At 45.1% G+C, this 12,190-nt stretch carries 14 protein-coding genes and 2 pseudogenes; 10 read left to right on the plus strand and 6 right to left on the minus strand.

All coding sequences use genetic code 11. The annotated features are described in order from the left end of the window. On the plus strand, positions 1-664 hold a 664-nt coding region (locus tag AACS90_RS22695; RefSeq protein WP_099121613.1), incomplete at its 5' end, for a TIGR03747 family integrating conjugative element membrane protein. A gap of 88 nt (positions 665-752) precedes the next feature. On the opposite strand, the gene AACS90_RS22700 is transcribed toward AACS90_RS22695, so the two are convergent. After that, positions 753-1,370 (minus strand): TetR/AcrR family transcriptional regulator, encoded by a 618-nt coding sequence (locus AACS90_RS22700; protein WP_099121614.1) that lies wholly within the window; start codon positions 1,368-1,370, stop codon positions 753-755. A 92-nt stretch (positions 1,371-1,462) separates the two neighbouring features. Between AACS90_RS22700 and AACS90_RS22705 the strand changes: the two genes are divergently transcribed. Further along, positions 1,463-2,071 carry an NAD(P)H-dependent oxidoreductase gene (locus AACS90_RS22705; protein WP_099121615.1) on the plus strand — a complete coding sequence of 203 codons (609 nt, stop codon included), beginning with the start codon at positions 1,463-1,465 and terminating at the stop codon, positions 2,069-2,071. Between the two features lie 204 nt (positions 2,072-2,275). Next, positions 2,276-3,127, plus strand: a complete 852-nt coding sequence (locus AACS90_RS22710; RefSeq protein ID WP_153043652.1) for a hypothetical protein — start codon at positions 2,276-2,278, stop codon at positions 3,125-3,127. 116 nt (positions 3,128-3,243) lie between these two features. On the opposite strand, the gene AACS90_RS22715 is transcribed toward AACS90_RS22710, so the two are convergent. Beyond that, positions 3,244-3,936: a DUF5710 domain-containing protein gene (locus tag AACS90_RS22715; protein ID WP_099121617.1), complete on the minus strand. Its 693-nt coding sequence runs from the start codon at positions 3,934-3,936 to the stop codon at positions 3,244-3,246. A gap of 238 nt (positions 3,937-4,174) precedes the next feature. Between AACS90_RS22715 and AACS90_RS22720 the strand changes: the two genes are divergently transcribed. The 7 genes and pseudogenes from AACS90_RS22720 to AACS90_RS22750 all read left to right on the plus strand — a co-directional run bounded on the left by AACS90_RS22720 (position 4,175) and on the right by AACS90_RS22750 (position 7,200). Further along, the gene (locus AACS90_RS22720) at positions 4,175-4,411 is read left to right on the plus strand and encodes an integrative conjugative element protein, RAQPRD family (protein WP_371635327.1); all 237 of its coding nucleotides are present in this window, start codon (positions 4,175-4,177) and stop codon (positions 4,409-4,411) included. Next, positions 4,408-4,644 carry a TIGR03758 family integrating conjugative element protein gene (locus AACS90_RS22725; protein ID WP_099121618.1) on the plus strand — a complete coding sequence of 79 codons (237 nt, stop codon included), beginning with the start codon at positions 4,408-4,410 and terminating at the stop codon, positions 4,642-4,644. The genes AACS90_RS22720 and AACS90_RS22725 overlap by 4 nt, the downstream gene beginning before the upstream one ends. A 79-nt stretch (positions 4,645-4,723) precedes the next feature. Continuing rightward, the gene (locus tag AACS90_RS22730) at positions 4,724-5,056 is read left to right on the plus strand and encodes a TIGR03745 family integrating conjugative element membrane protein (protein WP_228860284.1); all 333 of its coding nucleotides are present in this window, start codon (positions 4,724-4,726) and stop codon (positions 5,054-5,056) included. 10 nt (positions 5,057-5,066) lie between these two features. Then, complete coding sequence (locus AACS90_RS22735) at positions 5,067-5,441, plus strand: TIGR03750 family conjugal transfer protein (protein WP_099121620.1); 375 nt, start codon at positions 5,067-5,069, stop codon at positions 5,439-5,441. Further along, positions 5,441-6,097: a PFL_4703 family integrating conjugative element protein gene (locus AACS90_RS22740; protein WP_099121621.1), complete on the plus strand. Its 657-nt coding sequence runs from the start codon at positions 5,441-5,443 to the stop codon at positions 6,095-6,097. Before AACS90_RS22735 ends, AACS90_RS22740 begins: the two co-directional genes overlap by 1 nt. Continuing rightward, positions 6,094-6,483: pseudogene (locus AACS90_RS22745) on the plus strand (TIGR03749 family integrating conjugative element protein); the annotation flags it as partial. The gene AACS90_RS22740 and the pseudogene AACS90_RS22745, both read left to right, overlap by 4 nt. Before the next feature lie 291 nt (positions 6,484-6,774). Continuing rightward, positions 6,775-7,200 (plus strand): hypothetical protein, encoded by a 426-nt coding sequence (locus AACS90_RS22750; protein WP_099121622.1) that lies wholly within the window; start codon positions 6,775-6,777, stop codon positions 7,198-7,200. A 194-nt stretch (positions 7,201-7,394) separates the two neighbouring features. On the opposite strand, the gene AACS90_RS22755 is transcribed toward AACS90_RS22750, so the two are convergent. The 4 genes and pseudogenes from AACS90_RS22755 to AACS90_RS22770 form a co-directional block, all read right to left on the minus strand. Next, positions 7,395-8,192, minus strand: a complete 798-nt coding sequence (locus tag AACS90_RS22755; protein WP_099121623.1) for a hypothetical protein — start codon at positions 8,190-8,192, stop codon at positions 7,395-7,397. A 9-nt stretch (positions 8,193-8,201) separates the two neighbouring features. Then, positions 8,202-8,798, minus strand: a pseudogene (locus tag AACS90_RS22760) (RHS repeat-associated core domain-containing protein); the annotation flags it as partial. Positions 8,799-8,982: 184 nt separating this feature from the next. Then, a complete protein-coding gene (locus tag AACS90_RS22765) occupies positions 8,983-9,261 on the minus strand; it encodes a DUF6881 domain-containing protein (protein ID WP_099121626.1) in 279 nt (92 codons plus the stop codon). After that, positions 9,258-12,122, minus strand: coding sequence for an HYD1 signature containing ADP-ribosyltransferase family protein (locus AACS90_RS22770; RefSeq protein WP_099121627.1), 2,865 nt, complete (start codon positions 12,120-12,122; stop codon positions 9,258-9,260). Before AACS90_RS22770 ends, AACS90_RS22765 begins: the two co-directional genes overlap by 4 nt. Positions 12,123-12,190 lie beyond the last annotated feature (68 nt).

Genomic DNA, 12,190 nt, shown 5'->3' on the forward strand with positions numbered 1-12,190 from the left:
CATTGGCTTTATTGTGATGTCGTGGTTATTCAGTCTGTTACTGGAATACCTCGGGATGACTTTTTTCTGGCCGGATGAGGGCGCGGCTCACAGCCAGACGATGATGAAAACCGAGCTGCAATTTTTATCCACGGAATTTACCCGGAGTCTGTTGTTGTCAGAACCTTCACAGACGGTCTCTGAGTGGTTGATGCAGGCGTATCAATGGCTGTTTGTCGACAGTGGTTTTCTGCACTGGATACAGGGGAAATCGCACTCTCAGCTTAGTAGCCGCAATGATTTTCTGCGTGAATTCAATACGGTATTACAGGAAGTATCGGGTTATTTGCGAGAATATGCGCTGGCTACCGTGTTTATCACGATGGTGACGTTAATTCGATTAGCCATTCTGGTGCTGTCCGTTCCGTTGTTTGTGATGGTGATTTTAGTCGCATTGGTTGACGGACTGGGACGACGGGATTTACGCCGTTATGGTGCAGGCTATGAATCCAGTTTTGTGTATCATCATGCTAAACGGGGCATTAAACCTGCCTGTACCATTCCTTGTGTGTTGTATTTATCGTGGCCGGATGTGGTGCACCCTACCGTGATATTGTTGCCAGCGGTGTTACTGTTAGGTATGGTCGTTGTGATTACCACATCGATGTTTAAGAAATACATTTAAATTGCTGGACGATGGCATACAAAACGGTTGTTGGTTTTGTATGCCATTGTCAGCAGACAAGCCGCATGGCGGCGCGTCAGTCTGGCAATCAAAGACTTCTTTCAACCATCGCAATGATGATGGCAGAAAGTTCGATTTCTGCCTGAGTTTCCGTGATATCGCCGTTAGCGGCTGCATAGGATAACGTTTCTGCGGCTCCCAGCATTGCCCAGAGACTGGCAGTGGTTATTTTTCCGCTTTGGGTATAGGGCACCAGTATCCCCCGGCATTTCTCGACAAAAATTCTGGCATATTCGCGTTTGATTTTTTCGAGTTCAGGTGAACCCGCTAATGCAGCGAGAATACTAGGTATTTCACGTCCCTGAAGCAGTACACAATTAATATAAGAGGAGGCAATGACAGCCGCTTTTTTTTCCAACGTGGGTTCGCTTTGTTGAATGGCGGTGTCCATGATTATCGTTTGGCGATTATCAAATTCCGTGTACAGGGCTGCCAATAGCCCCGAACGTGTACCAAAATGACCATATACGACCGGTTTTGTCACGTTAGCTTTCTCAGCCAGTTTGCCTAGCGTCAGTGCTTCTGTGCCCTCATCCCGAATGATTTTCCAGGCAATAGCTGTTAGCTGTTGATAACGCTCTTCCCTTGTGAGGCGAATACGTGTTTGTGAATTAGCTAGTTTTGAATGGGCTTTGTTGCTTGACATGCTTATATACCAAAGGTAACTTACTAATGGTAACCTACTATTGGTACATAGATTACGCTTGTCTTTTATCATATTCAAGAAGGAGGCATTTGGTGCACGCACTTATCGTTATCTCACACCCTATCCCTGACTCTCTCAGTGGTCATGTGGCTCAATATATTGCCGATGGTGTTATGCAATCAATTCCCGGGAATAGTGCCGAAATTGCCGATCTTGCTGAAGAAGGGTTTGATCCGAGGTTTACTGAAGCGGATATAGCGGCTTTTTACAAAGAAAGTTTACCACCGGCTGATGTGATTGCTGAGCAATCGCGTATAGCCCGCGCTGACGCACTTGTCCTGGTCTATCCGGTCTATTGGTGGACAATGCCTGCTTTACTTAAGGGATGGATCGATCGCGTGTTCTGTCATGGTTGGGCTTATAACGAGCATCCTGATGGCCGACTGGAAAAAAGACTTCAGCACCTTCCGGTTCATTTGGTGGCTATTGGTGCGGCGGGCAGAGAAACCTATTTAAAACATGGTTTTTGGGACGCCATGAAAACCCAGATTGACCATGGCATTTTTGATTATTGTGGCGCACCCGTTATCACTTCAGCTTTATTGCTGCACCCTGAGTTAAAGGATAAAAATGCCTATCAGGAAGCGGCATGTGACATTGGTCGTCACATTTTCAATATGGCTGAAGTTTCAGAAGCATAATGTCCAATGAACGCAGAATTAAGATCAACTTCCTGCCATTTTAAAGATATCCATAAAAGTATGAGGCCTGCGTTCATAAACAAGCTGCACAGAAGCGCAGCCAGTTTGCAACCGATATGAGATTTTGTGATCAATAAGCTATCAGAAAAAAAGAGAAAAGATTTAAATCTTATGGATGACTTTTATTAGGAAATATTTTTGAAAATGGATATGAAAAAACCCAAGAATATCTATGTATTGAAATACGCTGAGACTGGTACGGATGGATGGGCATATGGTAGACCTTCGGGGATAAAGCCTTGCCAGTGGCCAAGAAGTCGGGTCAACGGCGTACCGATGGCACATATTTTCACCGTAAAAATTCCGGCTGAATATAATGTGAGAAGTTCTGATGTAGAATATTTATCTGTTTTTCAGTCTAGTGATTTTGAAGATGACGAAGAGGAAGGCGTCAATGAATTTTTACAGGAAGACGGCGACGCGTTAGACAATAATGCTTTTTGGCAAGAGTTAATCTTATACCGTAATAATATGCATCCACGCGAAGTGTATCAGGTTGACGATATTGGTGGAGGTTGGTGCTTCATTTACCTCACAGAAGAAGAAATTTCAGGAAAATTGTGTGAGTTACCCAGTAAAAATTGCCTGCCAGCTGATTATGAGTCAATGCATGAAATTAATTGTTTTTCCAGTGATCAGCCTGCTAGGTATTTCAATTTAGAAGCATATTCTGATGATCCTAACATAGGAGTTAAGCCAGAGGAATATCCAGATTGGCTCGGTGATATTGAAACTATTGATAATTTGAAAATTGAAGATATTAAGGGATATATACCCATATTTCATAAAGTCAGTGAAAAACTGAATCTTAATTTAGATAAGTATTTTTATAATCACCATTTTGGTGGGACTGCACACCCAGCACAATCTATTCCGGATGACTTGAGTGAGTTTTATTTTGAGTTTGATGAAAGTTTGGGTGATCCCAATATAGGTGGGGATGGTGTGGCTCAAATAGATTTATTAACGAACAAAATTCACTGGGCTTGTGGATGATAATGAGTATATCGGTAGTTATTTGATTATATTATTACTCAGCGGCGATTTTTATCATTAAAAATTCAGATTTGATGTAGCAACAAACCCCATCAAATCTGGATGTTAAGGCTGGATTAATGGCGATATCTGGACGGGGTATTAATTACCTGCGTCATGGATTCAAACCAGTCACAGGCCTGACAGGCCCGGTTGCTTCCCTTTGGATCGAAACAGTAATGTTCGTGCGAAGTATCTTCACAATACACTACGAATGGCTGATCGATTCGGTGCAGCTGAATAGTCGCCGCCTGTTTTTTGGAGGCCGGAAAAAACGCGCCACCGATGTCGGCAAACAGTTCGGTATCGTCCTGCTGTGCATCACAGTGTTCGCAGTGGTTTATCCAGTGCTGTCGGTGTAATTGTTCGCTGATGGCTTTGCGCAGGGTGTGGTGAAAGCCGGGTAGCACATTACGCACGATAGACGGGATATCGACGAGATAAAACACAAATGCCGGTCTGTCCTGTTCGGTGTAGTCCACTTCCGTGTCGGGTTCCTCATCCTTCTCTGCTTCCAGTAATTGGTGTCCGGCGGGTAACATAAAGGCAGTGACGGTGGTGGGTTCATGACAGTGCGGACAGGGTATCCGGGTTTGGGCGAGATACCAGTATTCCGCATGCACATTGTAAAACGGCAGCCACTGCATAAACGGCGCCGGGTCAAAACTGCCATCGATATACCAGATTTGGGCGGCCGCATCCCAGTGTGCGCCCAGCTTTTTCACTGTCTCATACTCATCATCGGGGACGTGTAAATCAATCCGCAGCATATTACTCCTTCATTGTGAAATCATTAATCAAATAAATTAGCCAGACTATTTAGCTAATTTTCATCAAAGCATAAAGAGTTTATTACTGATCTGATTTAGAAAACACCGCATCCTCGCATTCGGCGTCTATGATGAGGGGAGTTGTTATGCGTGGTGGCTTTTTGATATCCGGTGCGGCCTGTCTGCTGGGATTGACTATATTGTGTATGCCAATCGCACAGGCGGCTGAGAAAGATGGTTGGCCAGCGCCAAACGTCTGATTGAGCAGGTACAGATGGCACTGGAACGCGCCAGCATCGCCGAAAAGCAATCTGCCCCGTCAGAACATCCTCGTTATCACTTTGATTATTCACGCATCAGGGCCGACCTCCATACCCTCAAAGCCGGTATCGACCGCTATCTGAGTCCTTCCCGCGATCAGCCCCGTGTTCCCGTACCCCTCTCCGGCGATTACCGTCAGGAACATCCACAATGACCCCTGTCCAACGCCATGCCTTTGAAGCGGCTTCAGGACACTTTGATGTCACTTTTTTATATCTGGTGTGTGTCGGATTTTTCCTGGCCACGTTGTTTTTGTGGGCGGCCTGGGCGGCGGTGGATGTCTGGAATGGCTGGGCGAATGAAAAAGTGCGTAATCAGACCCTCAGGCAGTTTGCTCTTCGAACCGCAGTATTGCTGGTCGTGGCTGTCTGGATGTTTGCCAGTTGAATCAATGAACACAATAAAAAGGAACTGAATCACTATGAAACGAATTTTTACGGCCTGCCGTCAGTTCAGCACAAACCTGATGACCCGGGTCAGCACTTTTCTGTTGCTGCTGGGTGTTTCCTGTGAATCGGCCTGGGCCGATTTACCTTCGATTGAACCGCCCTCAAGTGGGGGGCGTGGCGGATTAATGGGGCAGGTAAAAGGGTATGCACAGGATGGCATTGTGATTGGCGGGCTTATCCTCTCCGCAGTCGCATTCTTTAAAGTGGCCTCGGCGGCAGTGGAAACCTTCTCTGAAGTGCGCGATGGCAAAGCTACGTGGACCCAGTTCGGCTCGATTATTGTGGTCGGTATTGTGTTGCTGGTTGCGGTGATATGGTTGCTGGCAAAATCGGCCAACATTATTTTTTAAGGTGCCGCAGATGCAGACGATCCCCTTTTTACCCGATCGCTTAAACGCCGAACCCGTTGTATTTCGCGGCTTCACCACGCCGGAGATGGGAATAGCCGCCATCGCGGGGTTGGCCCTCGGTCTGGTGGTCAGCCTTCCCTTCATTCCGTTTGCCGGTTGGGTGATGCTGCCGACCGGCATGCTGATGATGCCGTTGTTACTGATGAGCGTTGGCGGGCGCTGGCTTGCCACCTTAAAACGGGGCAAACCGGAAAATTATCTCTGGCAGAAACTGGCCGAGAAAAAACGCCGGTTAGGGCTGGGTGACCCGACCTTGATTATCGCGGCGCAGGGCTGGTCACTACGCCGCAGCATGCCAGCGCACCGCAACAGGAGAGGCGTGTGATGAGTCGCTTTCGTCATGCGGTCAGAAACCGGGACCAGCATATTCTGACCCTGCGGGTGGCGTGCGGTATTCTGGTGGGGGTGCTGTTGATAAGTCTGCTGGGCTGGATGGCGTCCCCGCGCAACCTCACCATTCATAACCCGCCGGATTTACGCAGTGGCAGCACCCGGGCGTGGTGGGAAGTGCCGGCACCGAGTGTCTACAGCTTTGCCTTTTATATTTTCCAGCAACTGCATGCCTGGCCGAAAAACGGGGCACAGGATTATCCGGCGAAAATTGAAGCCTTATCGCCGTATCTGACGCCGGCCTGTCAGGATTTTCTGCGTGCGGATGCCCGAACCCGGGCTGACAGCGGTGAACTGCTCGACCGGGTGCGGGTGGTGTATGAAATCCCCGGCCGGGGCTACGAGACCCGCAGTGTGACGGTACGTGACCGCGATAACTGGGTGGTGCGGTTGGATTTGGTGGCGGATGAATATTATCACGCCGAACCAGTCAAACGGGCATTGGTGCGCTATCCGCTGAAAGTGGTGCGCTGGGAAGGCGATGCCGAGCGTAATCCGTTTGGTCTGGCACTGGATTGCTACGACGGGATGCCACAGCGGCTGGAAGCGCTGCCACCGCCAGCGGAAGAGAAAAAAGGCGTATTTCAATGAGAAGAGATGTATTTGACTGGCGCGGTGTCGGGCTGGGGCTGCTCAGCCTCCTCCTGTTCTGCGCTGGCGCAAAAGCCGATGAGCTGCTGACATGGGAGCGTATTCCATTACCGGTTACGCTTCAGGTTGGGCAGGAGCGGATTATTTTTGCGGACCGGAATGTCCGTGTCGGTCTGCCCCAGATACTCAGTGATAAATTACGGGTACAGAGCACCGGCGGCGCGGTTTACCTGAAAGCGAACAGTGCATTCCCATCAACCCGGCTGCAATTGCAGGACAGTGAGAATGGCGAAATTATCTTACTGGATGTCACAGCGGGAAAAACTGATGCCACTGAGCCGGTACGCATTATTTATCCGAATGAAAAACAACCTGATTCAGCTAAAGAACCACAACCCCAAAGCCAATCCCCATTATCTGCGCCCGTTCCTGTGCTGGCTTCGCTACTTATTTTTACGCAAAAAATAATGTGTAAAAACCGTTAATCATAAATCTCATCTGCTATGTCCATATGCTGCGTATTTCTTGGAATGTGTATTTTTATTATTGTTTGCAATTAGAAAGTCTATTTGTCTGATTTTATTTAAATGTTAAGGTTAGTTATTTCGTTATTGAATTAATAATGAAAATAGTTAAATTAGAACGCATTTAATGAGCTGAGAAATGGATTAAAAAAAGTGACGAACGATGCCAATGAAAATAGTAAGAGCAGGAAGAATAAAAAACATACTGACTATTTTATCCCTTATAGAACGACGTATGATTTACGTTTAAGTAAAAGGGAGCCTAATTTAATCAACATACTGAGACAGGTTCAAGGCTATGAATATGGCTTTTTTACTGTGTCAGGTGTCCGCCCTTGGTCTCAGCGGAGTGGTGGGAAAAATAATTCTATTTATGTCGTCAGATGCCGGTGCGGTAAATATGCGGTCAGAACATTAAAAGCGATTAGAAATCTTAATAATGTTAATGATATGTGTGTGCATTGCCAGCACCTGTTTAATCGAAGGCGTAAAGAAATTTTTCACACGACAGGAGACGATGTGGATTTGTCAGAATTAACCGGAATTAAATGTAAAATACCTTTGGAAATAAAAGAATAGAGAGCAATGTAATATTTCTTGATGAATTTTTAGGAATATGCTTTATTTTCTATACGTGAGGGGAGCTTGTTTTCACAGTAGTGGAACATTGATAAAATAATATTTTTAGGGGCGGGATTTAGTATAATTATCAAATTTATGATGATGCTATAAGACTAACTACCGGAAGAATATGAAGATCTTCCGGCATTTAATCAAGGTGGTTTTCTTGTTGTTTTATTAGAGGTAGAGGTTTTCCAACCTATTAACAGTCCCGATTCTCCACAAATTTTGTTTATTTCATCAAGTTCAGAATCTTCTACCTTCCATAACCAAAGCTCATTGTTTAATTTTATTAATGAACTATTTTTATCATCGTTTAATATCCATTTTTTCAACTTTACATTTCCGACTTTATTTTCAAAATGAACATTGTTTATTATGTTGTAAGGATAAATCATCCTTAGTATACTATTATTATATCTCTCTTTTCCATTAAATCTACCAGGTATTTCTTTTTTAAAAAGAGTCGGATTTTCATATGAGTACAGACTTACAAGATTATTTCCGCCTGCATAATAAAATGCTTTTGTTACACTATCAGTATTATAGATAATACCATAAGAGAAACTCACTTTTTCAATTAACAACTTAATAAATGAAAGAATTTTCTCATTGTTACTATTTTCGTTAGGGATTTGCGCATCTATATGAAAAAAACCGCCAAATTCATTAGTGACATAACCAAAGGAAGACAACCAAGGCTTATGATCGCCTTGTTCACAATACATTCTAAAAGAGGTTGCTTCTTGAGCTAAGATTCTATCTTTCAGATCGGTAAATGAAACTTCTATTAGTTCATGATCACCGGTATGATCACCATTTTCTATATATTTAAAATATCCTGTACTGGTAATAGGAATTTCAAAAACACTAAAGAACAAACTACCTAGTTCATAAGCGATAATTGGCGGTAATTTGTTTGAATTATATATTGCTATACCTGTATACATAATTTCTACCTATATACTTGATATCAAGCTATCTAACATCGATTTCATATCCTTAGCTTTATATGTATGTTCAAAAACTAAGATTTCACCTTGCTTATTGGTAGGTAAATTACCCATAGCTGTTTCATTACGTGTGGTTAATGTTGGTAATTTCTTGCCCATGTCAGTCTTTGAGGCTAGTTCAATTGAATGAACTTTACCATTAACATCAACGGCCATAATATCTGGTCTTCTTCCTGAAGTCCCGGTGCCATGAGCAAAACTATAAGACCTATTTAAATAAATCTTTTCAAATATTACCACTCATAGCAAGTTTATTCGCTATGACTTCTGAAAATTGGTCATGGCCCGGTGTTTTATCTTTTTGTTCTGTACCATAAATTTTGGCTCCGTTAACTTCTCTTACAGGACAAGGCGCTAATCCCAGTGGATCTATAAAGTTTGTTGGATTATGAATATAAGAGTATGGATTAAATCCACCCAGCAATCCTATAGGATCGGCACTAAATATTGCCCACTTCCTCCATCATAATATTGAAAACTATTATAGTATAATCGGCTTTCTTTATCTTCATACTGTTTGGCGAAGCGCAGGTTGCAGTTAACATGATAATCCACACCATTCGCAGTGGTACCCACTGTATCAGACAATAGTACCAGAGCCAGTAAAATTAGTTCAGTGAAATGAAGCTGATAATGAGTAAACTGATTGGCGATTATAATGAGGGATAATTTAAATAAGATTAATTAGAGGGGTATTACCCCTCTAATACTATGTTTAATATCTCAATTAAAGCTGGGAGTATTTAATCCATAGAGAATTAAATTCTTCTTTAGTTATATTAAAAGCTTCAAATTCAGTATCTTCATTTATTTCATTTACTTCAGGAACTGGAACTTCACCCAATATAGTACTTCCTGTAGTTTTATCCTCTTGAGCATAACTAACTTTTCCATTAAGGAAAATTTCAATTTTCCTTATTTCATACCTATCCTCATCCAATTCGCTATATATTTCAAATGGATAGTCATCATCATTATGCTTCCAATACACTTTTATATATGTCATTTCATATTTTTCCCAAAACCGATTATTCTTCCTGATATATCAAGAGGTTCTTTACTCAAATTCACAAAAACTCCTTCCCTACCATTAACAACATTTAACCCTCTAACATCAATTGCTATATAGTTTTCAAATTTTCTACCCTGATAGGGAATACCTAAGAAGGAATGAGATAATTGACCATTTCTTTTTGATTTAGGCAATATATCTGAAAAATATTGACCATCACCATACCTAGCATCTTTGGGATTGTTGGCTTTTAAGGATGGGTGTAATTTTTGTGAACTTAATATGCCTTCAAGTCCTTTGTTATCAGTATAATGGTACAAAATATTTGGATCACCTTTAGAGAGTTTACTTGCCTCTAACGCGGTATAGCCTTGTTGTCGATAATCCTTATATCGTGCAAATTTTTCAGGACAGGCTTCTAACCCGAATGGGTCAATTAAACCAGTTGGATTGTGCACATATCCGTATGGATTCAATCCACCCGCCAGATTCAGAGGGTCTGGCGTCAGGTACTGTCCTGTCTCCCGATCATAATACCGAAAGCGGTTATAGTATAACCCACTTTCCTCATCCTCGTACTGGCCCATGAAACGTAGATTACAGTTGACGTGATAATTTGCATCATTGGAAGCGATGACTTGGGAACGTTCCGCCTTACCCCATGTGGTCAGCCGCTGTGCCCAGACCAGCTCACCTTCCTCGTTCAGCATCTCGCGTGGGGTGCCCTGATGGTCACTGACGATATAGTGGAGCTTGCCTTGCTCAAAACGGGCTGATGGAGTTAATGAACCGGGTTCATAGAGCCAACGGATACGTTGACCTTCTGCCGGTGTGCCATCGGCGTAAATTGGCGTTTCTTCGATAAGCTGGTCACCGCTCCACAGATAATTCTGCCCCATCATTGTGTTGGGTTTAACACTGAGATCCGGCTTGCCATTGAGCCAGCGCTGTAAATTGGCCGCGGCCAGTTTTCCATCGTGTACTTTCAGTTTACGAATTCTTCGCCCGAAAGCATCATAGCGATAATGCCAGCGCGAGCCGTCCGGGGTTTCACATTGGGTCAATTGATTCAGCACATTCCAACGATAGCGCCACACTTGTGGCCGGAAACCGTCACGCTGCTCAGTTTTTTCAATGAGCCGCCCGTTGGTGTCATAACGGTAGTGAATATTGCCGTGCTGCACGACACGACCGGCTTTCTGGCGTTGCGTGATGTGGGTGATTGCGCCGTGCGCATCCACGGGAATATGCTGGCTTAAGTTGCCATTAGCATCATAACTGAACTGCTCTTCATACGGGCGTCCCCCCTGATACCGGGTCTGTGTTATCTGACCGTTGGTATTGTAGCGGTAACGGGTCTGTCCCCAGCGGCCATCATCAATCACCCGGAGGTTGTACGCCCGGTCATATTGCCAGCTACGGTTGATTGCCGTGGCCTGTGGCGGAAAATGGGGATCGTTTTGTTGCAGGGTTTCCCGGAACAGGGCGGTTGCCCGTCCGGCTGACTGATAGGACAGTAAACCCGATGCGGTATAGCGGCTGGCCAGGATAAAGCCTTGGTCACTTTCCCGTACTATTTCTTGTCCTAACGGATCATGCTGTAAAGACAACGGGCTGTGTTGGTTAAACTGGAAACGGTTTAACCCGCCCATTCGGTTATAACCAAAATGCAGCGTATCATCACCCAGCGTTTCTGCAACAGGCAGGTCGTTGAGGCCATCCCATTCATGCGCGATTTCACGTCCGTTCAGACGCTCACTTATCAGATGCCCGGCCTCGTCATATTCGAATTCCACCACTGCATCCGCAGAGACGGCCCGGGTCATCCGACCTTTGGAGTCGTAGGTATAGGCCGTCTCAGCCTGCAAGGTCGTGTCTAATTTCCCGGCCAGCCAGTATTCCTGCCGTACAATCTGGTCGTTGGCATTATAACAAACACGAATGAGCTGACCGTTGGGATACCGTGTCAGGGTTCGGCGGCCGGCTCGATCATAGGTATAGTCGATCGTGCGTCCGGTAAAATCGGTTTCACGAATAATTTGTCCGGCTAAATCCCGATCATAGCGATACGTTTCACCGGTGGCCATCGTCACGCTGTTCAGGCGAATTAAGCGGTCATAACCAAAATGCAGAACCGTCCCATCCGGGCGGGTAAGCTGAGTCAGGAGGTCAAAGGCGCCATAGCTATAACGGGTGATGTGTCCCTCACCGTCGGTGATTGAAGTGACCCGCCGCTCATTATCATAGCCGATATGCTGTTTTACCCCGTCCGGCAATTCAATTTCCGTGACGCTGCTTTCCGGACTGGCATGGAATGCACAGTGCTGATAACGGGTTTGCTGACCCAGTGCATCGGTCATACTCCGTAGCCGCCCCAGCCCGTCCTGCTCATAGCGGGTGGTATAGCCGTTGGGCGCCAGAACACCATGAAGCCGGTGCTGTTCGTATTCATAACGCCATTGGGTACCATCAGGCAGCACCCGCCTGAGGATTTCACCATGCTGGTTGTAACGGTATTCTTCCAATCGCCCCTGCGGGTCGGTCACGGCATCCAGTGCGCCCAGATCGCTGTAGTGAAAAAGCCATTTTTTGCCATCCGGCAGTTTGGCCTGCACCAGTTGACCGTATTCATCATAATCGTAGACAAACATCTCACCAGAAGGCTGTATTAGTTGGGTCAGTTCCCCGTAGGGCGTGTATTCGAACAGCGTTTTTCTGCCCAGGGGATCAGTTTCTGACAGTTGATGGCTCAGATCCCATTCCAGCACAGTTTCCCGACCCAGCGGGTCAACTTTACGGGTGATTTGACCGTCTTCATTGTACCCAGACTGTGTAAAAACCGTGATTTCATCCAACAAACATCGATTTGGGTTGCATTTAAGCAACCCGATTAGCGCTCATCGCATTCACAATGTTTTGATGC

Source organism: Xenorhabdus sp. KK7.4, from assembly GCF_963876465.1.
Taxonomy (GTDB): Bacteria; Pseudomonadota; Gammaproteobacteria; order Enterobacterales; family Enterobacteriaceae; genus Xenorhabdus; species Xenorhabdus stockiae.

What these genes read in the sequence shown, in the direction of transcription:
- AACS90_RS22700 (WP_099121614.1), bottom strand. Translation starts at nt 1,370, where the DNA reads ATGTCAAGCAACAAAGCCCATTCAAAACTAGCTAATTCACAAACACGT.
- AACS90_RS22710 (WP_153043652.1), top strand. Translation starts at nt 2,276, where the DNA reads ATGGATATGAAAAAACCCAAGAATATCTATGTATTGAAATACGCTGAG.
- AACS90_RS22715 (WP_099121617.1), bottom strand. Translation starts at nt 3,936, where the DNA reads ATGCTGCGGATTGATTTACACGTCCCCGATGATGAGTATGAGACAGTG.
- AACS90_RS22725 (WP_099121618.1), top strand. Translation starts at nt 4,408, where the DNA reads ATGACCCCTGTCCAACGCCATGCCTTTGAAGCGGCTTCAGGACACTTT.
- AACS90_RS22730 (WP_228860284.1), top strand. Translation starts at nt 4,724, where the DNA reads ATGACCCGGGTCAGCACTTTTCTGTTGCTGCTGGGTGTTTCCTGTGAA.
- AACS90_RS22735 (WP_099121620.1), top strand. Translation starts at nt 5,067, where the DNA reads ATGCAGACGATCCCCTTTTTACCCGATCGCTTAAACGCCGAACCCGTT.
- AACS90_RS22740 (WP_099121621.1), top strand. Translation starts at nt 5,441, where the DNA reads ATGAGTCGCTTTCGTCATGCGGTCAGAAACCGGGACCAGCATATTCTG.
- AACS90_RS22755 (WP_099121623.1), bottom strand. Translation starts at nt 8,192, where the DNA reads ATGTATACAGGTATAGCAATATATAATTCAAACAAATTACCGCCAATT.
- AACS90_RS22765 (WP_099121626.1), bottom strand. Translation starts at nt 9,261, where the DNA reads ATGACATATATAAAAGTGTATTGGAAGCATAATGATGATGACTATCCA.